Origin of the sequence: Halalkalicoccus sp. CGA53, assembly GCF_036429475.1 — an archaeon.
Lineage (GTDB): Archaea > Halobacteriota > Halobacteria > Halobacteriales > Halalkalicoccaceae > Natronorarus > Natronorarus salvus.
This window is the reverse complement of sequence record NZ_CP144125.1, coordinates 2,923,280-2,941,841: the sequence shown is the minus strand read 5'-3', so window position 1 is coordinate 2,941,841 and position 18,562 is coordinate 2,923,280. Positions and strand designations below refer to the sequence as shown.

Below are 18,562 nucleotides of genomic sequence, written 5' to 3'. Positions count from 1 at the left end.
GCGGTACGGCTCTCACTCACACGGAGAGGAAATAACCGCTCTGATCGGACCGTCAAACCGTCCCCCGCGGAGACGCTTCAGACGGTCTGGATCTGCGATCGGATCCCCTCGACGGTCTCCTCGTCCAGCTCCAGGTCCGGGTGGGCCTCGGCCGCGTGCGCGCCGACCTGGGTCATGACCGCCTCCTCGCTCTCGGCTTCGATGGTCGCGTGACAGCCGTCGATCGCGCAGTCGAGTCTCTTCATGGTGTGCTATCACGTACGTCGCCGGAGGGGATAACCTCGCCGTCGCGTTCGGGACGGGGACCGGACGAGGTCGGCGCAGTCGTGGACCTTTACAGGAAGCTCTCGACGCTTTCTGCGACCTCTTCGGGGGTGTCGCCGACCGGGACGCCCGCGTCGTTGAGCGCGTCGATCTTCGATTCGGCGGTTCCGGTCCCGGAGCCGGAGACGATAGCGCCGGCGTGGCCCATCCGCTTGCCCGGCGGGGCGGTCCGCCCGGCGATGAAGCCCGCGACGGGCGTCTCCATGTTCTCGTCGATGAACGCCGCCGCTTGCTCCTCGTCCTCGCCGCCGATCTCGCCGCACATCACGACCGCCTCGGTCGCCGGGTCGTCCTCGAACGCGGCGAGCGCGTCGACGAACGACGTGCCGATGATCGGGTCGCCCCCGATCCCGACCGCCGTGGTCTGGCCGAGTCCGCGCTTCGTGAGGTTGTCGACGACCTGGTAAGTGAGGGTACCGGATCGGGAGACGAGGCCGACGTTCCCCGAACTGAAGATGTTCCCGGGCAGGATGCCCAGCTTGGCCTCGCCCGGCGTGATGATTCCCGGACAGTTCGGCCCGATCAGTCGCGTGTCGACCTCGGAGAGCCGCTTTCTGACCTTCGCCATGTCCTGAGTCGGGATTCCCTCCGTGATGGCGACGACGAGGTCGAGGTCCGAGTCGAGCCCCTCGAAGACCCCGTCGGCGGCGAACGCCGGCGGGACGAAGAGCACGGAGGCGTTCGCGTCCTCCTCGCGCACCGCTTCCCGTACCGTGTCGTAGACGGGGACGCCCTCGATCTCCTGGCCGCCCTTTCCGGGCACCGCGCCGGCGACGACGTTCGTGCCGTACTCGATCATCTGTCCGGTGTGGAACGAGCCCTCGCCACCGGTGATCCCCTGGACGACGACCCTCGTGTCGGAATCGACGAAGACGCTCATGCCGAGACCTCCCGTGCGTTCTCGACCGCACGTTCGACCGCCGCCTCCAGGGTCTCTTCGACCTGAACGAGGTCGGTGTTCAGGATCTCCATTCCCTCCTCGGCGTTCGTCCCCGCCAGTCGTACCACGACCGGCTTCGGGATCTCGTCGAACCCTTCCAGGGCTTCGTTGATCCCCTTCGCCACCTCGTCACCGCGGGTGATGCCGCCGAAGATGTTGAAGACGACCGACTCGACGTTCTCGTCGGAGAAGACCATGTCCAGCGCGTTCGTGATCCGCTCGGCCTTCGCGCCGCCACCCACGTCGAGGAAGTTCGCCGGCTCTCCCCCGTAGTAGTCGACGAGGTCGAGCGTCGTCATCACGAGGCCCGCGCCGTTGCCGATGATGCCGACGTTCCCCTCCAAGCGGACGTAGTCGAAGCCGTACTCGCCGGCCTTCCGTTCGAGGTCGTCCACGTAGGATCCCTCTTCCATCTCCGCCAGCTCGGGCTGGCGGAAGAGCGCGTCCTCGTCGACGTTGAGAACGGCGTCGGCGGCGACGACCTCGTTCTCCGCAGTGACCATCAGCGGGTTGATCTCGGCATCGCTCGCGTCGCGGGACTCGTAGAGGTCGTAGAGCGTGGTGAGCACGCCCACGACGTCGCGGCGGATCTCGCTCTCTATCCCTGCCTCGGCGACCGCGCGCCGGGCCTGGTACGGGTGGAGGCCGAACGCCGGGTCGACGTGCTCGCGGGCGATCGCCTCGGGGGTCTCCTCGGCGACGGCCTCGATGTCGACGCCGCCTTTCTCCGAGACCATCGCGACGGGCTTTCCCTCGCCTCTGTCCATCGTCACACCGACGTAGAGCTCGTCGGTGAAGTCGACGGCCGCCTCGACCAGCACGCGGTCGACGTGGTAGCCCTTCAGGTCCATTCCGAGGATCGCGTCGGCCGCCTCGCGCGCTTCCGCTTCGTCGTCGACGAGTTCGATCCCGCCGGCCTTCCCGCGCCCGCCGACGTGGACCTGTGCCTTGATCGCTACGGGGTAGCCGATCGACTCGGCCGCCGAGAGCACCTCGTCGGTGGTCTCGGCGAGCTGTGAGTCGGGCGTCGGCATCCCTGCCTCGGCGAAGATCCCCTTCGCTTGGTACTCGTGAAGTCTCATTTCTAACTCGTCCGGGAGTGGGACCAACGGCGAGTTAGTAGTATCGGAACGGGGACGCCTCTCACCGAGCGACCCCACAAAACCCGCACCGAGAGTGGTCCGATCCCACGAGCGGGGACCGGGCGCCCCAACGCAGCGATCCGCACCCCCGTATGGGTGACGCGATCATCGTCTCGATCCGAGTCGACGCGAACGGACGGCGCTCGTCCGGGGACGGGTGCCACGGCCGTCCACGTCAGTCGGTGACACGAAGGGCCATCCCTTAAATGTACGGTTCTCAGCAGCTCGTGACCGTCGACACCGGCCGTCTTGGCCCCGGAACCAGCGGTTATACGGGTCGGCAACGATGAGAGTCCATGCAGGCTGTCAGATACCACGATCACGGCGGACCGGACGTACTAGCGGTCGAGGAGACCGAGCGGCCCGAAACGGGACGGGACGAACTGCTCGTGGAGGTGCGTGCCGCGGCGGTGAACCCCGTCGACACCTACTTCCGCGAGGGCTCGTACCAGGCGCTCGGCCTGCCGATGACCCCGGGATCGGACCTCGCGGGCGTGGTCGCGGAGACGGATGGGGAGAGCGAGTTCCAGGTCGGCGACCGGGTGTTCGCGACCGGACTCGGGAAGGCACACCAGGGCACCTACGCCGAGTACGCAGCGGTGCCGACCGACCGGGTGGCGCGTCTCCCGGAGGCGGTCGAGTTCGAGAGCGGCGCGGCGACCGCGCTCGTCGGCGTCACCGCGTGGCGGGCGCTCGTCGATCACGCCCGCCTCGAACCGGGCGAGACCTGTCTGATCCACGGTGCCTCGGGCGGGGTGGGTCACGTCGCGGTCCAGCTCGCCGCCGCGACCGGCGCAGAGGTCCTCGCGACCGCCTCCCCGGAGTACCACGACGAGATTCGAGGCCTCGGAGCGAGCGAGCTCTTCGACTACGACGACGCGGATCTGGGAGAGCGGGTCGCCGCCCACGAACCGACGGTGATCCTCGACCACCGACTCGACGACTACCTCTCGTTCGACGCCGAGGTCGCTGGCTTCGGCGCCCGCGTCGTGGGGATCGGCGAAAACAGGAAGGACGCGGGCTTCGAGAACGTCTCGGCCGCCCGCGCGAACGAGTTCTCGCTCCACTTGATGAGCATGTTCAACACCCCCGAGATGGCGCCCGTACTCTCCCGACTGGCGACGCTCGTGGAGGCCGGGTCGCTCTCCGCGACGGTCGCCCGCCGATACGGCCTCGACGAGGCGGACGAGGCCCAGCGGGCGGTGATGGAGGACAGTTTCCTTGGAAAGCTCGTGCTCGTCCCCTGATTCCGCCGAGGGGAGCTTTATCGACCGGGCGCCCGAACGTGAGGCATGTCCGTTTCGTTCGACTTCAGCGATCGGGTCGTCCTCGTGACCGGCGCCTGTGGTGCACTCGGCAGCGCGGTCTGCGAGGCGTTCTCCGAGGCCGGCGCGACCGTCGCCGCGAGCGACGTCGTCGAGGTAGACTCCGAGGACTCGCTGCTCGATCCCGACCTCGTCTCGTTCTACCAAGCTGATTTCACCGACGAGGAGAGGGTCGCGGAGGCCGTCGACGCCGTCGCCGCCGACCACGGCGGAATCGACCACCTCTGTGCGGTCGCCGGCACCTGGCGCGGCGGCCAGCCGGTAGCGGAGACCGACCTCTCGGAGTACGAACTGCTGATGAACGTGAACCTGAAGACCGCCTTCCTCGCGGCGAAACACGCCCTCCCGCACCTCCAGGAGCGCGAGGGCACGCTCGTGGCGGTGAGCGCGAAATCCGGTCTCGAAGGTGGCTCCGGCGACGGCCCCTACCGGGTGACGAAGGCGGGGATCAGGCTCCTCGTCGAGACGATCGCCGAGGAGAACGTCGGAACCGTGCGCGCGAACTGCGTCATGCCGAGCGTGATCGACACGCCGATGAACCGCGATATGATGCCCGACGCGGACCACTCGGCGTGGGTCGACCCCGCAGAGATCGCACGGACGTTCCTCGCGCTCTCCTCGGACGCGACGCCGGTGACGAGCGGGGCGGCAGTGCCGGTCTACGGCGAGAAGCGCTAGCCGGAGAGCCAGCCGGCGAAGTCCTCGGTCAAGAACTCGACGTACTCGATCACGCCGAGTCCGAGCGCGACGGCGAGGACGACTACGATCGGGACACGGACGGCCCAGATCCAGGCGACCCCCCAGGAGCCGAGGTCGCCGATCCCCCGCGAGAGTTCCTCGCGCGCGACGTCGGGCATCACCCAGCCGACGAACAGCGCGAGCATCAGCCCGCCGAGGACGAGCAGGATCGCGTCGGCGAAGCCGTCGAGCAGGTCGAGGAAGATCAGGTCCTGGGTGACGGGCACCCCCAGGAGGAAGATCGAGCCGCCGGCGACGAGGGCGGCGCTCCGGCGTCGGAGCCCGAACTCGTCCATAAAGTAGGCGACGACGAACTCGAGCAGGCTGATCGCGCTCGAGAGCGCCGCGATCGCGACGGTTCCGAAGAAGAGCATCCCGAGGACCGTCCCGCCGGTGACCCCGGAAAACGCCTCGGTGAGGCTGAAGAAGATCGCCCCGACGGTCTCCTGTTCGGGGTCGGCGCCCGCGGAGAAGATGATCGGGAAGACGACGAAGCCGACGAGCACCGCGAACGCCGTGTCCAGGCTCACGATGATCGCGCCGTCCTCGGCGAGGTTGCGGTCTTCGCCGAGATAGGAGGCGTAGACGATCATCACGCCCATCCCCAGGGAGAGGGTGAAGAAGGCCTGTCCGGCGGCGTCGGGGAGCAGCGTTCGCCAGTTCTCGGCGATCACGTCGAAGTCGGGCGAGAGGTAGTAGGCGTACGCCTCGCCCGCACCGGGAAGCGTCGCCGCGTAGACGGCGAGCGAGACGAGCAGGACGACGAGCGCGGGCACCATCACCTTCACCGCGAGTTCGATCCCGCGTCTGATGCCCAGGGCGACGATGCCGATCGTCGCGGCCATGAACAGCGCGTGAAACGCGAGCGAGTCGAGTCCCACCGAGACCGTCTCGAAGAGCGCGCCCGCCGCCTCAGCGTCCTCGACGTCGTAGCCCTCGCCGAGCCCGATCAGGAAGTAGCGGACGAACCAGCCAGCGACGACGCTGTAGTACGAGAGGATGACGAACGCCGTCACGAAGAAGACGTACCCCAGGTACCGCCAGGCGCCGCCGCCGAGTTCGCGCAGCGCCCCTACGGGGTTGAGTTCGGTGCGCCGCCCGATGACGAACTCGACGAGGATCGCCGGAACGCCGATCAGGACGATGAACAGGAGGTAGACGAAGAGGAACGCGGAGCCGCCGCCCTCGCCGACGACGAACGGAAAGCGCCAGATGTTCCCGAGACCGACGGCGCTCCCGACGGCGGCGAGGATGAAGCCCGTGCGTGTCGCCCACGTCTCGCGTTCTGCCATGGCTCGGCTTCACCGAACTCAAGTATAAGGGTTATTGAGCCGGGTAGTGTCGGCCTGCTCTCACGTCCCCGTGAGCCGACCTCGATTCGAGGACCTGCGGCCGATCGTAACCACGAACTATATTTGGTCCCCTCTCTGATACGAACGTGTATGAGTATTGTTGACTCACGGCGGCTGGGGGCGACGCTCTCGCCCGAGCGACTCTTCGGGGGACTGTTGCTTCTGGTCTTCGTCGCGCTGTTCGTCGATCTGCTCCGCCGCCTCGTCGTCGGGGAGCTGGCGATCGGGACGTTCACGACGTTCCTCTGGAACGGAATCGTCGACGGGCTGATCATCGGCCTGGCGGCGATCGGGCTCTCGATGACCTACAGCATCCTCCGGTTCGCGAACTTCTCGCACGGCGACCTCGTGACGACGGGGGCGTTCTCCGGGTGGACCGCGGCCTACCTCGTCGGCGGCGTCGGCATCGCCGAACTCTCGAGCCGGCTGCTGCTCAGGGCCGACGGCGGGGCCGCCCCCGGCGACATGAACATGCAGATACTCGCGGAGCCGATCGCGATCGTCGTCGGCCTGCTCACCGCAGCGGTCGTGACGGTGCTGGTGGCGCTCTCGATCGACAAACTGATCTACCGGCGGATGCGTCAGGCAGGCGGGATCGCCCTGCTGATCGCGAGCGTCGGCGTCGCGCTCGCGCTTCGGTACCTGATCGCGTTCGTCTACACCTCGAGCACCCGCGGGGTGACCGCGACCGCCCCCCAGTACGAGGCCTCCTGGATCGTCTGGACCGACTCGGTGAACCTCCACCAGGCGACGATGGTGCTCTCGGCGCTCGCGCTCATGCTCGGCGTCCACCTGATGCTCCAGTACACGAAACTCGGCACCGCGATGCGCGCGATGGCCGACAACCGCGACCTCGCGCTGATCACCGGCATCCCGACCGAACGGGTCGTCTGGGCCACCTGGGTGATCGGCGCGGGACTGGCCGGCGTCGCGGGCTACCTCGTCGTGCTCGATCGGGGCGTGATCACCTACAACCTCGGCTGGTTCCTCTTGCTGCTGATCTTCGCGGCGGTGATCCTCGGCGGGATCGGCTCGATCTACGGGGCGATCGTCGGCGGACTGGTGATCGGGCTCGCGACGAACGTCTCGCTCGTCTGGATCCCCTCCGACCTGAACGAGGTCGCCGCCTTCGGGCTGATGATCGCCGTGTTGATCTTCCGCCCACAGGGGCTGTTCGGGGGGGTCGAGACCGCATGAGCGCGAGCGATCGGATCGGTGGGAGGATCTCCGACGCCCGAAGAGCCGTCGAGGAACGCACCGAGGGGTTCTCGCGCTGGCAGGTCGATCTGCTGCTCGTCTTCGGGTTTCTGCTCGCCAGCTACGTCCTCTTCGTCCTCTTCGGGCTCGCGCTCGGACTCAGCCTGAACGGCATCGTGAGCACGTTGAGGCGAGTCACCTACTTCGCGGCGGTCTACGCGATCCTCACCCTCGCGCTCAACCTCCACTGGGGCTACACTGGACTGTTCAACATCGGCGTCGCGGGCTTCATGGCCGTCGGCGTCTACGCGATGGCGATCCTCACCGCACCCGTCGACGGCTCACCCGCCGGGCTCGGTCTCCCGCTCCCGGTAGGTATCGTCGGCGGGATGGCCGCCGCGGCGCTCGTCGGCCTCGTCGCCGCGCTCCCCGCGCTCAGGCTCCGTGCTGACTACTTCGCGATCGTCACGCTCGGGCTCTCGGAGATCATCCGCCTGAGCGTGCTCTCGGGTTCGCTCCGTGAGTTCGAGGTCGCGGGGCTCGAACTCGGGACCGGCGGGGGGAGCGGCATCTCCTTCACCGCGACGAACAGCGTCATCCCCTGGCTGCTCGATCTCCCCGTCCTCTCGGCGCTCGGCGACGCGCTGTTCGCCGTCGGCGCGGCGGTCGGCATCCAGTCCTCGGTGATCCAGAGCGCTCTCTACACGCTCGTGCTGCTCGCCTGCGTGATCGCGCTCTACGTCCTGCTCGCTCGGATCGCGTACTCGCCGTTCGGCCGGGTGCTGAAGGCGATCCGCGAGGACGAACTCGCCGCCCGATCGCTCGGCAAGCACACTAAGACGACGAAGATCACGGTGTTCATGCTCGGCTGCGCGCTGATGGGCCTCGGCGGGATCCTCTGGCAGGGCGGCCGGGGCTTCGTCACGCCCGACTCGTTCCTGCCGATCCTCACCTTCTACGTCTTCGTCGCGCTGATCATCGGGGGCGCCGGCTCGAACGCGGGCAGCATCGTCGGCGGCATCGTCTTCGCGGCCGCGCTCTGGGAGGGGCCGCCGTTCGTCCGGCGGATCGTCGACGCGAACCTCTCGGTGCGGTCGCCACCGACGATCTACGACGCGGTCGTCGCCGCCGACCCGCTCGCGCTGCTCGGCTACGCCGTCGGCAACCTCGACCAGATCCGGTTCATGCTCGTCGGGGTGGTGTTGATCCTGTTGATGCTCTGGCGGCCCGACGGCGTGCTCGGCCACAGAAAGGAGATCGCCGCCGCGACCGACCTCTCGCGACGACCGCGGACGACGGCGACGGCCGCAGACGGCGGCCGGGAGGAATCCGATGAGTGACACCGAGAGCGTCCCGGAGAGGGGGGCCGATTCCGACGAGACTGCGACCGACCGAACGGTGGCCGAACCCGCACTCCGCGTCGAGAACCTCCGAAAGCGCTTCGGTGGCATCGTCGCGGTCGACGGCGCGAGCTTCGCGGTCGACGCCGGGTCGATCACCGGCCTGATCGGCCCGAACGGCGCGGGCAAGTCGACGACGTTCAACCTCATCACCGGCGTCAACCGACCCGACGAGGGCCGCGTGCTGTTGAACGGCGAGGAGATAACGGGCCTCCCACCGGAACGGATCGTCGACCGGGGGCTCGTCCGCACGTTCCAGATCGCCCGCGAACTCCCCGAGATGACGGTCATCGAGAACATGATGCTCGCGCCGAAGGGCCAGCTCGGCGAGTCGCTCTGGCGCTCAGTGCTCCCGGGCGCGCGCGGACACGTTGTCAAGCAGGAGGAAGAACTGAGAGAGCGCGCCTGGGAGACCCTCGAGTTCTTCGACCTCGACCACCTGGGCGAGGAGTACGCCGGCGGGCTCTCGGGCGGGCAGCGTAAACTCCTCGAGCTCGCACGGGCGCTCCTGACCGATCCGGACGTCGTCCTGCTCGACGAGCCGATGGCGGGGGTGAACCCCTCGCTCGAACGCCGTCTGCTCGAACACGTTCACACCCTCGAGTCGGAGGGCTACACGTTCCTCCTAGTCGAACACGACATGGACGTGATCATGAACCACTGCGAGCACGTGATCGTGATGCACCAGGGGCGCGTACTCGCGGAGGGTGATGCGACCGAGATCAGGGAGAACGAGGAGGTCATCGAGGCCTACCTGGGGGGGACGGTCTGATGGCGCTGCTGTCGGTCTCCGATCTCGACGCCGGTTACGGCGACCTCCAGATCCTGGACGGCGTCGACCTCGACGTCGGCGACGGCGAGTACGTCGCCATCGTCGGGCCGAACGGCGCGGGGAAGTCGACGGTGATGAAGTCGGTCTTCGGACTGACGACGTACATGGGCGGGTCGATCCGGTTCGACGAGGAGGAGATCCACGGGCTGCGCCCGGAGGAGATCATCACGAAGGGGATCGGCTACGTCCCCCAGAACGACAACGTCTTCCCCTCGCTGTCGGTTCGGGAGAACCTCGAGATGGGTGCGTACATCAGGGACGAGGTACCAAAAGAGAACTTGGAGGCGATCTACGACCGCTTCCCGATCCTCGAGGAGCGCTCGAAGCAGAAGGCGGGGACGATGAGCGGCGGCCAGCAGCAGATGCTCGCGATGGGGCGGGCGCTGATGCTCGATCCCGACCTGCTGATGCTCGACGAGCCCTCGGCGGGGCTCGCGCCGGACCTCGTCGCCGCCACGTTCAACCGCGTCGACGAGATCAACGAGGACGGCACCGCGATCCTGATCGTCGAACAGAACGCGAAGGAGGCGCTCAGACGCTGTGACCGGGCGTACGTGCTCGTACAGGGCGGCAACCGCTACGAGGACACCGGCGAGGCGCTGCTCGCGGACGAACAGGTCAGACGCGACTTCCTCGGCGGCTGAGCGCCCCGCCGTCGAAAAAACGAAGACTCGACCGGACTACTCCGCCTCGAAGTCGATCTCCTCGAGCGTCTCGACGCCCTCCTCGCTGAACTCGAAGATCTCGTAGGTCACCGCGACCATGTCACCGTTCTCGTCGAAGTCGACCGAACTGGACGCGCCCTGGTAGTTGACCTCCTCACCGTTGGCGACCATCTCGATCGCCTCGTCGAGGTTCGAGGGACCGACCTCCTCGCCGTTGGGGTTGGCCACGTCGGGGATCGCGTCGCGGATCGCCGCGCCGTCGTTGTCGCCGGCGGCGACGTTCGCCAGCAGCAACACCGCCGTCGCGTCGTACGCCTGTGCGTTGAACACGCCCGGAGCGCTTCCGTACTCCTCTTCGTAGAGGTCGGCGAAGAAATCCTCCTCGGGGCCGGCCGCGAGCGGCGCCGTCCCGATGACGTTCTCCATCGGGTTGTCGACGTTCGCCGGGAGGTTGCCGTCGCGCAGGCCGTCGGTGACCATGATCGTCTCCTCTCCGTCGAAGTCGGCGTAGTAGTCCCGGAAGATCTGCTCGCCGCTGTCGGGGTAGCCGATGACGATCATCACGTCGGGCTCGTCGTCGAGCGCCTCCTGCAACAGCGAGGAGTACGACGGCTGTTCGGGCTCGAACGCGACGGTCGTGGTCACCTCGCCGCCGAGTTCTTCGAACGCCTCGACGAACGAGTCCGAGAGCTGCTGGCCGTAGTCGTTGTTGAGGAAGAACGTCGAGGCGCTCTCGTAACCGCGGTCTTCGGAGGCGAGTTCGGCCATCACCTCGCCCTGGAGCGCGTCGCTCGGGGCGGTCCGGAAGACGAAGCCGTCGTCGTCGAGGTCGGTGATCGCCGGCGCGGTCGAGGCAGGCGAGCACATCACCACCTCGTTCGGCACCGCGACGTTCTCCGCTACCGGGATCGTCACGCCGGATGAGGCAGCCCCCGTGATCGCCGGGTAACCGCCGTCGACGAGCGCCTCGGCCGCGCTGATCCCCGCCTCCGGGTCGGTCTGTGTGTCCTCGTCCTGGATGTCGATCCCGAAGCCGATGCCCGCGTCCTCGAGCTGGATCCCCGGGAGCACCGCCGCGTCACGGATCGGCCCACCGAGGTCGCCGAGGTCGCCGGTCGTCGGCTGGAGCACGCCGACCATCAGGTCGCGGTCGGTGTCCGCGTCGTCCGTATCGTCCGTGTCGTCGTCGACGTCGTCGTCGGTGTCGTCGGCCGGGTCGTCCGTATCGTCCGCGTCGTCGTCGGTGTCGTCGGCCGGGTCGTCGTCATCGTCGTCGAGACAACCCGCCATACCGAGCAACGTCGCGCCGCCGATCCCGGTCAGTACCCTTCGTCGGTTGAGTGTTCGTCTCATACGTCACGTTACCGTACACGTGTCTCTCATATAAACTCTACCGAAACGAGGATACGTAGTGGGGAAACCTTTTGCCGTCGGTGGTTCTCGTTCGTGCCAACCATGACAGGCCAGGTGCGACCGGAAGCGAGGTGGACTCCGTGACCGTCGAGAAACGGATCGAGGAGCTACGGGCGAGAAAGCGCGAGGCGGAGCTCGGCGGGGGCGAGGAGCGGATCGCCTCCCAGCACGAGAAGGGGAAGTTGACCGCCAGAGAGCGCATCGACTACTTCCTCGACGACGGCACCTTCGAGGAGTTCGACAAGCTCCGGACCCACCGCTCGCACAACTTCGGGATGGAGGAGCGACAGATCCCCGGCGACGGCGTCGTCACCGGCTACGGCGAGGTCGATGGAAGAACGGTCTTCGTCTTCGCCCACGACTTCACCGTCTTCGGCGGCAGCCTGGGCGAGGTGTTCGCAGAGAAGATCTGTAAGGCGATGGACCAGGCGATGGAGGTCGGCGCGCCGATCGTCGGGCTCAACGACTCCGCAGGCGCACGCATCCAGGAGGGCGTCGAGAGCCTGGCGGGCTTCGCCGAGATCTTCCACAGAAACCAGCGCGCCAGCGGCGTCGTCCCCCAGATATCGGCGATCATGGGTCCGTGTGCCGGCGGCGCGGTCTACTCCCCCTCGATCACCGACTTCGTCTTCATGGTGAACGAGACGAGCCACATGTTCATCACCGGCCCAGAGGTGATCAAGACCGTCACAGGCGAGGAGGTCACCTTCGCCGAACTCGGCGGCGCGACGACGCACAGCACCGAGACGGGGGTCGCACACTTCGCCGATCCCGACGAGGAGTCGGTGCTCGACGACATCAGGTATCTCCTGTCCTATCTCCCGCAGAACAACGTCGAGGACCCGCCGAGGGTCGAGCCGTGGGACGACCCCGACCGCGAGTGCGAGGAGCTGGAGAACGTGGTCCCCGCCGAGCCACGAAAACCGTACGACATCGTCGACGTGATCGACGGCGTGGCCGACGAGGACTCCTTCTTCGAGGTCGCGGAGAACTACGCGGCGAACATCGTCACCGGCTTCGCCCGGCTGGACGGCCACTCGGTGGGTGTGGTCGCGAACCAGCCCCGGGTGAACGCGGGCACGCTCGACGTCGAGGCGAGCATGAAGGGCTCGCGGTTCATCCGGTTCTGTGACTCGTTCAACATCCCGATCCTCACGTTCGTCGACGTGCCGGGCTACATGCCCGGCACCGACCAGGAACACCGGGGGATCATCAAACACGGGGCGAAGCTGCTCTACGCCTACTCCGAGGCGACCGTCCCACTCCTGACGGTGATCACCCGCAAAGCCTACGGCGGGGCCTACTGCGTGATGGCGTCGAAACACATCGGCGCGGACGTCAACTACACCTGGCCGACCGCCGAGATCGCGGTGATGGGCCCACAGGGCGCGGTGAACATCCTCTACCGCAAACAGCTCGAAGCGGCGGACGACACCGAGGCCCGCCGCGACGAACTGATCGAGGAGTACCGAGACGAGTTCGCGAACCCCTACACCGCCGCCGACCGGGGGTTCGTCGACGACGTGATCGAGCCGCGAGAGACCAGAAAACGGCTGATCGCGGACCTGACGATGCTCCGATCGAAGCGCGAACACGCCCCGGAGAAGAAACATGGCAACATCCCGCTCTGAGGAGCTCACTACCCTCGCCGAGGGTCTCTCGATCCCGCCGGACGCCGATCCCGAGGAGGCAGCGGCCATCGCCGCGGCGATCGGCAGTCACCTCCGAGCGCTGGAGGCCGGTACGGAGGGCGAGGAACCGACCTGGCAGGGCGAGCGATGGACGTTCGCCGGCCGGATCGACGCGATGCAGAACCGGCAGGTCCGGGTGCCGACGGGCGCGCCGACCGACGCGTGGAGCGCCGCCGCCAGAACCGATCGGTTCTGATACGGTCCGCTGGAACGATTTACCGATGCACCCACAGGACGGGCGCGGTTGCGCCGGTAACGACGGACAGTAGTCCGTGTGAGGCTGCGACGGAGGTTCCGCTCCCGGCGTCGCGGTCCCTTCGAGTTCCGATCACCCCCCGCGTTCCTGTATCCGAACCCGCACGTCGTCGGCCGGCTGGAGCGTCGCACCCGGCGCGAGGTCGGGCTCCGGATCGGAGAGCGGATCGACCTCGACCCGTCGGAGAATCGTCGGTAACACGAGGGTCAACTCCGTCATCGCGAAACGCATCCCGATGCAGTGGCGGGGACCGCCGCCGAACGGGAAGTACGCGTACTCGGGACGCCCGGCTCGCGAGTCGGTCCCCTCCCCGCTCGCCCCGCCGGCGGTGCTCCGCACCTCACCCTCCTCGAAGCCGTCGGTCCAGCGGTCGGGCCGGAACCGCTCGGGGTCGTCGTAGAACCGGGGATCGCGGTGGATCCGGAACTGCGGGATCGTGACGTTCGTCCCCGCGGGGAGCAGGTAGCCGTCGAGCGTCAGGTCCTCGAGGGCGGTGCGGAAGACGGCGAACGCCGGCGGGTAGAGCCGCAGTGACTCCCGGACGACGCGGTCGGTGTACGCGAGCGCCGACAGGTCCGCGGGCGTCGGATCGTCGCCGCCGAGGAGCTCGTCCCACTCGGCGTGGAGTCGGTCGTGGACGGTGGGGTGTCGCGAGAGCAGGAGCGTCGTGTAGGTGAGCGCAAGCGAGGTCGTCTCGTGGCCGGCGAACAGGAACGTCAGGAGCTGGTCGCGGAGTTCGGTTTGCGAGTGGCGGTAGCCCTCCGGCCCCGCCCGGGCGAGCAGCAACGAGAGCAGGTCGTCCCGTCGGTCGAGGTCCTCGTCCCCACGGCGTCCCGCGATCAGTTCGTCGACGAGCTCGTCGAAGGCGCCCATCGCCCGGTCGTACCGACGCTGGCTCGGCGTCGGCACCCACGACGGGAGGAACGCCGAGAGGTTCCGCGTGTCCGCCCGCTCGTTCAGCGCCCGGGCGACGTCGGTGATCGCCTCCCCCCGACCGTCGAGGTCGAGGTCGAACAGCGTCCGGGCGAGGATATCGAGCGTCAGCTCCGAGAACCGCCGGTCGATCGCGACCCCCTCGTCCCTCGGCCAGCCGGCGGCGTGTTCGGCGGCCGTCGCGACCATCGTCTCGCCGTAGCGCTCGATCCGGTCGGGCGTGAACGCCGCCTGGAGGGCCGTCCGCTGGGCACGCCACTGCTCGCCCTCGCTGAAGAGCACGCCCTCGGGCGCGAACGCGTCGTTGCCGGAGCCGAAGCCGAACTCCTCGAACCGGAACTTCCGGAGGGAGTCCGAGTCGGTCACCAGCAGCCGCTCGACGTACGTGGGGTGGAGCACCATCGTGAACGGCTGCCCGGCGAGCTCGTACCGGACGACGTCGCCGTAGGCGGCCATCCGGTCGAAGAAGCCGATCGGGTCCCGGGCGAGCGAGAGCGTGTTCCCCAGGACCGGCAGGCCGTCGGGTCCGGGTGGCAGCCTCCCCGTCCCTCTCGTCCCCCCGTTCCCGGATCCGTCGTCGGGTGTGGTCGTCATCGCGGTTCCCGATAGATCCCCTCGGGAGAAACGGGTTCGGCCGGAGTGGCTAGTGTCTTTATGTTCCGTCGGTCCGACGCGTCGGTCGAGTCCGGGTTCGAACCGGCTCCAAGGGACGACCCGTGAAGTACTGTGACCTCCGTCTGCGCCAGCCCGATTCGATGCTCCATCCGATGCAGCGGTTCATCCGCCACGGGGACGTCGTCACCCACGAGGAGCTGCTGACGTGGAACCTGGGGCGGGAGGAGGGAGTCGAGTACGAACTGTTCTACGCGGAGGTGACCGACCCGGAGCGGTACCGGGGGGCGATCGAGGCCATCGACTCGATCCGGTGGCATCGGACCGCGCGGGTCGACGACCGGTCGCTCTACGTCTTCGCGTGCCAGGAGACCCGAGAGGAGGACGTCTCGCTCCGGCGTGCGTTCGGTGAGCTGGAGCTCGTCGTCGTCCCGCCGATCGTCTACGACTCGGAGGCCGCGATGCGGATGACCGTCGTCGGCCAGGAGGCGGACCTCGGGACGCTCGTCGGGAGGATACCGGGCGAGATCGAGGTGACGATCGAGGGGGTCGGCGAGTACGACCGCCGACACGCTCGGGTCGCGGGCGCGCTGACCGACAGGCAGGCAGAGGCCGTCCGGACGGCGGTCGACCTCGGCTACTACGACGTCCCCCGGAGCGCGTCGCTCGCGGCGGTGGCCGCGGCGCTCGACTGCGCCGAGAGCACGGCCTCCGATCACCTGCGCAAGGCCGAGTCCGCCGTCATGTCGCGGATCGTCGAGTGAGCACCGCGATCACCCGTTCGAGAGCAGCGAGACGACCCCGTCTACCGACTCGACGGTCGCGTAGCGACGGCGAGCGAGTGCCACTCGACCGCGAGCGCCTCCGGCTCCTCTGAGTACGCCGCCTCAGCGGGTGAGCCGTCTGAGGACGACCGTGAGCGTCGCTCCGGTCGCGGCGATGCCCGCGAGCACGACGAACAGGGCGGCGACGTCCGCGTAGGTGAGCACGGCGCCGGCAAGTCCCGCGCCGAGCGCGCCGATACCGAAGATCGCGAGGAAGGTGTAGCCGAACGAGAGCCCGCGAACCGACGAGGGGGAGTATGCCGCGACCGTCGCCTGCTGGAGCGGCTGGATGGTGAACAGCGCGACGCCGAGCAGCAGCGCGACCGCGAGGAAGGGGAGCAGGCCGAGGGCGACCGCGGGGACGACCAGCCCCGCGAGCGTCGCGAGCGTCGCGAGGACGTACGCGAGCGCGCGTTCGGGCGCGATCCGATCCGCGAGGCGTCCCCCGAGGTACTGGCCCGCCACCCCGAAGACCAGGATGCCGACGTAGAGGTACCGGGAGACGTCGAACTCGTCGGCGTAGGGGCTCTCGGGATCGACCAGCTCCAGGTGCAACACGCCGTCGAGCAGGTCGCTCAGCAGGTCGGGCAGGAACGTGAGAAAGGCGCGGTAGTAGAGCCCGGAGAGCATCACGATGAGGAAGACGAGCGAGAACCCGAGCGTGAACAGCGCCCGGCTGTCCGAGAGGATCGCTCCCACCGTGAGCTGTCCCTTCGTGTCGCTCGCGGACCCGCTGTCGTCCCCCGACCCACCGTCGGCCCGACTCGCCGTCTCGACGGCGGCGGTCTCGTCGAACTCGACGGCCAGCCCGTAGGCGACGACGACGACCGTCGGGAGCACGAGCGCGGCGGTGACGACCCGCCAGTCGAACTGGAGCAGCAGGAGGACGGTGACGAGCGGGCCGAGCGCGATGCCGAGGTTGCCGCCGATGCCGTGGTAGCCGAAGGCGGTCCCCGACCGGGTGACGCCCTTCGAGATGAGCGCGAGACCCGCGGGGTGGTAGACCGACGCGGCGATCCCCCAGAGCGCGAGGGCGAGGACGAGCGTCGGGAAGCTCGGCGCGGCGGCCGCGAGCAGGAAGGCGACGCCCATCCCGAGCAGACAGCCGATGATCAGTGGCTTCGAGCCGAACCGGTCGACGAGCACGCCGCCGGGGAGCGCCCCGACCCCGAAGAGGCCGTAGCCGACCGTCACCGCGAGGCCGAGCGCCGCCGCGGTCACCGAGAACTCGGCGAGCCAGACGGTCATCAGGATCGGGATCGACAGCTCGTAGGTGTGGACGAGCCCGTGCGACCCGGCGGTGAACAGCACGATCCGGCGGTCGTTCCCCTTCATGAGTGGTGTGTGGCCGACACTCCGGGGCCGTCGGCCGTGTCTTCGCGTCACTCCTCGCGCGGCTCGCTTATCAGCGTCGATTCCCCTCGCTCACAGGAGCTCCGAGCGGGCGTCGCCGTCCCCAGCGCGACGCTAGATTCGTTACCCCCCGGCGTGAACCCCGAGCATGACGCGACTCGGGTTCGTCGGTCTCGGGAGGATGGGCGGTTCGATGGCGACACACCTCGTTCGAGCCGGCCACGACGTGGCCGTCTTCGACCGCAGGGACGCCCCGATCGATGCGATGGAGTCGATGGGTGCGACCGGTGTCGAGTCGGTGGCGGCCGTCGGCGAGCGCTCGGACGTGGTCTTCCTCTCGCTCCCCGGACCCGAGGCGGTCGAGTCGGTCGCCGCCGAGCTCGCGGGGAGCCTCGGTCCGGGATCGGTCGTCGTGGACACGACGACCTCGACGCCGGAGACGACCCGGACGGTCGCCGACTCGCTCTCCGAGGTGGGGGTGTCGACCCTCGGCGCACCCGTCAGCGGCGGCACCTACGGCGCGGAGGCGGGGACACTCACGGTCATGGTCGGCGGCGACCCAAGCGAACTCGACCGCTGTCGGCCCTACGTCGACGCGTTCGCGAAGAACGTCTTCCACGTCGGCGAGGACCCCGGTCACGGTCACGCGGTGAAACTGCTCAACAACTACCTCTCGTTCGCCGCGATGGTCGCGACCTCCGAGGCGGTCGTTCTCGGCGAGGCGGTCGGTCTCGACATCGAGACGATGTGCGAGGTGTTCACCGTCAGCACCGGCCGGAACTCCGCCACGGAGGACAAGTTCCCCGACTACATCGCCGAGGGCGAGGAGGTGGGCTTTTCGCTCGCGCTGATGGAGAAAGACATCGCGCTGCTCGAACGGTTCGGCGACGAGAAGGGTCTCCCGCTGCTGCTGGCTGGCGTCGTCGCGAGCCAGATCGAGTACACGAGAGCGAGGTACGGCGAGACGGGTGACATGACCGACGTCTACGGCTACCTCCGGGCGGCGATGACGGGTGCGGATCGTCCGAATTCAGGGGCCGATCCGCGGGTGGATTGATAACCTCTCACCCTGTGGTCGGAGTCATGTACCACGTACTGGTTCCGATCGACGACGACGAACGGCGGGTCCGCTCGCAGGCGGAGACGATCCTCGGACTCGCGGGCGCGGCCGCGGTCCGTGCAGACGTCCTCTACGTCCACGAGGAGATAGAGACGCCGGCCGACGAGGCGGGGTCCTCGTACATCGAGGAGATCAACCGGAACTTAGAGGAGATCCAGGGGCTGCCGGAGACCGCCGACCTACTCGTGGAGCTGCTCCGCGAGGCGAACGTCGAGACCGCCGTCCACGGCGTCACCGGGGAGCCGGAGGAGGCGATCCTCGCGGTCGCGGCCGAGGTCGACGCCGACGCGATCGTCCTCGGTGGGCGGCGGCGCTCCCCCGTCGGGAAGGCGATCTTCGGGAGCGTCACGCAGGCGGTCATCCTCGACGCCGACCGAACGGTGATGGTCTCGCCGACATGAGCGCCGATCGCCCCGTCCTCGACCCAGAGGGGGTACGCGCGCAG

The 18,562-nt window shown here is 68.2% G+C and carries 18 protein-coding genes; 11 read left to right on the top strand and 7 right to left on the bottom strand.

The features are described 5' to 3' along the window. Positions 1-77: 77 nt before the first annotated feature. The 3 genes from V2L32_RS16940 to sucC form a co-directional block, all read right to left on the bottom strand. The gene (locus V2L32_RS16940; protein ID WP_331233708.1) at positions 78-245 is read right to left on the bottom strand and encodes a DUF1059 domain-containing protein; all 168 of its coding nucleotides are present in this window, start codon (positions 243-245) and stop codon (positions 78-80) included. 89 nt (positions 246-334) lie between these two features. Continuing rightward, entirely contained in the window at positions 335-1,204 is an 870-nt protein-coding gene (sucD, locus tag V2L32_RS16935) for a succinate--CoA ligase subunit alpha (RefSeq protein ID WP_331233707.1), read from the bottom strand. Continuing rightward, on the bottom strand, positions 1,201-2,346 hold the full coding sequence (gene sucC, locus V2L32_RS16930; protein ID WP_331233706.1) for an ADP-forming succinate--CoA ligase subunit beta: 1,146 nt from the start codon (positions 2,344-2,346) through the stop codon (positions 1,201-1,203). Before sucC ends, sucD begins: the two co-directional genes overlap by 4 nt. A gap of 356 nt (positions 2,347-2,702) precedes the next feature. Between sucC and V2L32_RS16925 the strand changes: the two genes are divergently transcribed. Continuing rightward, positions 2,703-3,653, top strand: a complete 951-nt coding sequence (locus V2L32_RS16925) for an NADPH:quinone reductase (RefSeq protein WP_331233705.1) — start codon at positions 2,703-2,705, stop codon at positions 3,651-3,653. Between the two features lie 45 nt (positions 3,654-3,698). Continuing rightward, the gene (locus tag V2L32_RS16920) at positions 3,699-4,409 is read left to right on the top strand and encodes an SDR family NAD(P)-dependent oxidoreductase (RefSeq protein WP_331233704.1); all 711 of its coding nucleotides are present in this window, start codon (positions 3,699-3,701) and stop codon (positions 4,407-4,409) included. Here V2L32_RS16920 and V2L32_RS16915 read toward each other — a convergent pair. Next, the gene (locus V2L32_RS16915) at positions 4,406-5,761 is read right to left on the bottom strand and encodes a sodium-dependent transporter (protein WP_331233703.1); all 1,356 of its coding nucleotides are present in this window, start codon (positions 5,759-5,761) and stop codon (positions 4,406-4,408) included. The genes V2L32_RS16920 and V2L32_RS16915 overlap by 4 nt on opposite strands. Before the next feature lie 150 nt (positions 5,762-5,911). Here V2L32_RS16915 and V2L32_RS16910 point away from each other — a divergent pair, with 150 nt between their 5' ends. From V2L32_RS16910 to V2L32_RS16895, 4 genes are read left to right on the top strand one after another with little or no spacing between them, the layout of a single operon-like run. Beyond that, on the top strand, positions 5,912-7,018 hold the full coding sequence (locus V2L32_RS16910; RefSeq protein WP_331233701.1) for a branched-chain amino acid ABC transporter permease: 1,107 nt from the start codon (positions 5,912-5,914) through the stop codon (positions 7,016-7,018). Then, positions 7,015-8,358 carry a branched-chain amino acid ABC transporter permease gene (locus V2L32_RS16905; protein WP_331233700.1) on the top strand — a complete coding sequence of 448 codons (1,344 nt, stop codon included), beginning with the start codon at positions 7,015-7,017 and terminating at the stop codon, positions 8,356-8,358. Before V2L32_RS16910 ends, V2L32_RS16905 begins: the two co-directional genes overlap by 4 nt. Continuing rightward, a complete protein-coding gene (locus V2L32_RS16900; protein ID WP_331233699.1) occupies positions 8,351-9,190 on the top strand; it encodes an ABC transporter ATP-binding protein in 840 nt (279 codons plus the stop codon). Before V2L32_RS16905 ends, V2L32_RS16900 begins: the two co-directional genes overlap by 8 nt. Next, complete coding sequence (locus V2L32_RS16895; protein WP_331233698.1) at positions 9,190-9,894, top strand: ABC transporter ATP-binding protein; 705 nt, start codon at positions 9,190-9,192, stop codon at positions 9,892-9,894. Before V2L32_RS16900 ends, V2L32_RS16895 begins: the two co-directional genes overlap by 1 nt. Before the next feature lie 36 nt (positions 9,895-9,930). Here V2L32_RS16895 and V2L32_RS16890 read toward each other — a convergent pair whose 3' ends face one another. After that, positions 9,931-11,268 carry an ABC transporter substrate-binding protein gene (locus V2L32_RS16890; RefSeq protein WP_331233697.1) on the bottom strand — a complete coding sequence of 446 codons (1,338 nt, stop codon included), beginning with the start codon at positions 11,266-11,268 and terminating at the stop codon, positions 9,931-9,933. A 140-nt stretch (positions 11,269-11,408) separates the two neighbouring features. Here V2L32_RS16890 and V2L32_RS16885 point away from each other — a divergent pair, with 140 nt between their 5' ends. Together V2L32_RS16885 and V2L32_RS16880 are read left to right on the top strand one after the other, a co-directional pair. Beyond that, entirely contained in the window at positions 11,409-12,959 is a 1,551-nt protein-coding gene (locus V2L32_RS16885; RefSeq protein ID WP_331233696.1) for an acyl-CoA carboxylase subunit beta, read from the top strand. After that, a complete protein-coding gene (locus V2L32_RS16880) occupies positions 12,940-13,215 on the top strand; it encodes an acc operon protein (RefSeq protein WP_331233694.1) in 276 nt (91 codons plus the stop codon). The genes V2L32_RS16885 and V2L32_RS16880 overlap by 20 nt, the downstream gene beginning before the upstream one ends. A gap of 132 nt (positions 13,216-13,347) precedes the next feature. Here the strand turns inward: V2L32_RS16880 and V2L32_RS16875 are convergent, their stop codons facing one another. Continuing rightward, the gene (locus V2L32_RS16875) at positions 13,348-14,802 is read right to left on the bottom strand and encodes a cytochrome P450 (RefSeq protein ID WP_331233693.1); all 1,455 of its coding nucleotides are present in this window, start codon (positions 14,800-14,802) and stop codon (positions 13,348-13,350) included. A 122-nt stretch (positions 14,803-14,924) separates the two neighbouring features. Between V2L32_RS16875 and V2L32_RS16870 the strand changes: the two genes are divergently transcribed. Further along, positions 14,925-15,584, top strand: a complete 660-nt coding sequence (locus tag V2L32_RS16870) for a helix-turn-helix domain-containing protein (RefSeq protein WP_331233692.1) — start codon at positions 14,925-14,927, stop codon at positions 15,582-15,584. A gap of 123 nt (positions 15,585-15,707) precedes the next feature. Here the strand turns inward: V2L32_RS16870 and V2L32_RS16865 are convergent, their stop codons facing one another. After that, entirely contained in the window at positions 15,708-16,979 is a 1,272-nt protein-coding gene (locus V2L32_RS16865; RefSeq protein WP_331233691.1) for an MFS transporter, read from the bottom strand. Between the two features lie 166 nt (positions 16,980-17,145). On the opposite strand from V2L32_RS16865, the gene V2L32_RS16860 reads away from it, so the two are divergent. Further along, on the top strand, positions 17,146-18,054 hold the full coding sequence (locus V2L32_RS16860) for an NAD(P)-dependent oxidoreductase (RefSeq protein WP_331233690.1): 909 nt from the start codon (positions 17,146-17,148) through the stop codon (positions 18,052-18,054). 26 nt (positions 18,055-18,080) lie between these two features. Then, entirely contained in the window at positions 18,081-18,518 is a 438-nt protein-coding gene (locus tag V2L32_RS16855; protein ID WP_331233689.1) for a universal stress protein, read from the top strand. Positions 18,519-18,562: the final 44 nt, after the last annotated feature.

Coding starts and splice junctions, on each gene's coding strand:
- V2L32_RS16860 (WP_331233690.1), top strand. CDS start 17,146: ATGACGCGACTCGGGTTCGTCGGTCTCGGGAGGATGGGCGGTTCGATG.
- V2L32_RS16905 (WP_331233700.1), top strand. CDS start 7,015: ATGAGCGCGAGCGATCGGATCGGTGGGAGGATCTCCGACGCCCGAAGA.
- V2L32_RS16880 (WP_331233694.1), top strand. CDS start 12,940: ATGGCAACATCCCGCTCTGAGGAGCTCACTACCCTCGCCGAGGGTCTC.
- V2L32_RS16900 (WP_331233699.1), top strand. CDS start 8,351: ATGAGTGACACCGAGAGCGTCCCGGAGAGGGGGGCCGATTCCGACGAG.
- V2L32_RS16890 (WP_331233697.1), bottom strand. CDS start 11,268: ATGAGACGAACACTCAACCGACGAAGGGTACTGACCGGGATCGGCGGC.
- V2L32_RS16910 (WP_331233701.1), top strand. CDS start 5,912: ATGAGTATTGTTGACTCACGGCGGCTGGGGGCGACGCTCTCGCCCGAG.
- V2L32_RS16895 (WP_331233698.1), top strand. CDS start 9,190: ATGGCGCTGCTGTCGGTCTCCGATCTCGACGCCGGTTACGGCGACCTC.
- sucD (WP_331233707.1), bottom strand. CDS start 1,204: ATGAGCGTCTTCGTCGATTCCGACACGAGGGTCGTCGTCCAGGGGATC.
- V2L32_RS16855 (WP_331233689.1), top strand. CDS start 18,081: ATGTACCACGTACTGGTTCCGATCGACGACGACGAACGGCGGGTCCGC.
- V2L32_RS16920 (WP_331233704.1), top strand. CDS start 3,699: ATGTCCGTTTCGTTCGACTTCAGCGATCGGGTCGTCCTCGTGACCGGC.
- V2L32_RS16925 (WP_331233705.1), top strand. CDS start 2,703: ATGCAGGCTGTCAGATACCACGATCACGGCGGACCGGACGTACTAGCG.
- V2L32_RS16875 (WP_331233693.1), bottom strand. CDS start 14,802: ATGACGACCACACCCGACGACGGATCCGGGAACGGGGGGACGAGAGGG.
- V2L32_RS16940 (WP_331233708.1), bottom strand. CDS start 245: ATGAAGAGACTCGACTGCGCGATCGACGGCTGTCACGCGACCATCGAA.
- V2L32_RS16865 (WP_331233691.1), bottom strand. CDS start 16,979: ATGAAGGGGAACGACCGCCGGATCGTGCTGTTCACCGCCGGGTCGCAC.
- V2L32_RS16915 (WP_331233703.1), bottom strand. CDS start 5,761: ATGGCAGAACGCGAGACGTGGGCGACACGCACGGGCTTCATCCTCGCC.
- sucC (WP_331233706.1), bottom strand. CDS start 2,346: ATGAGACTTCACGAGTACCAAGCGAAGGGGATCTTCGCCGAGGCAGGG.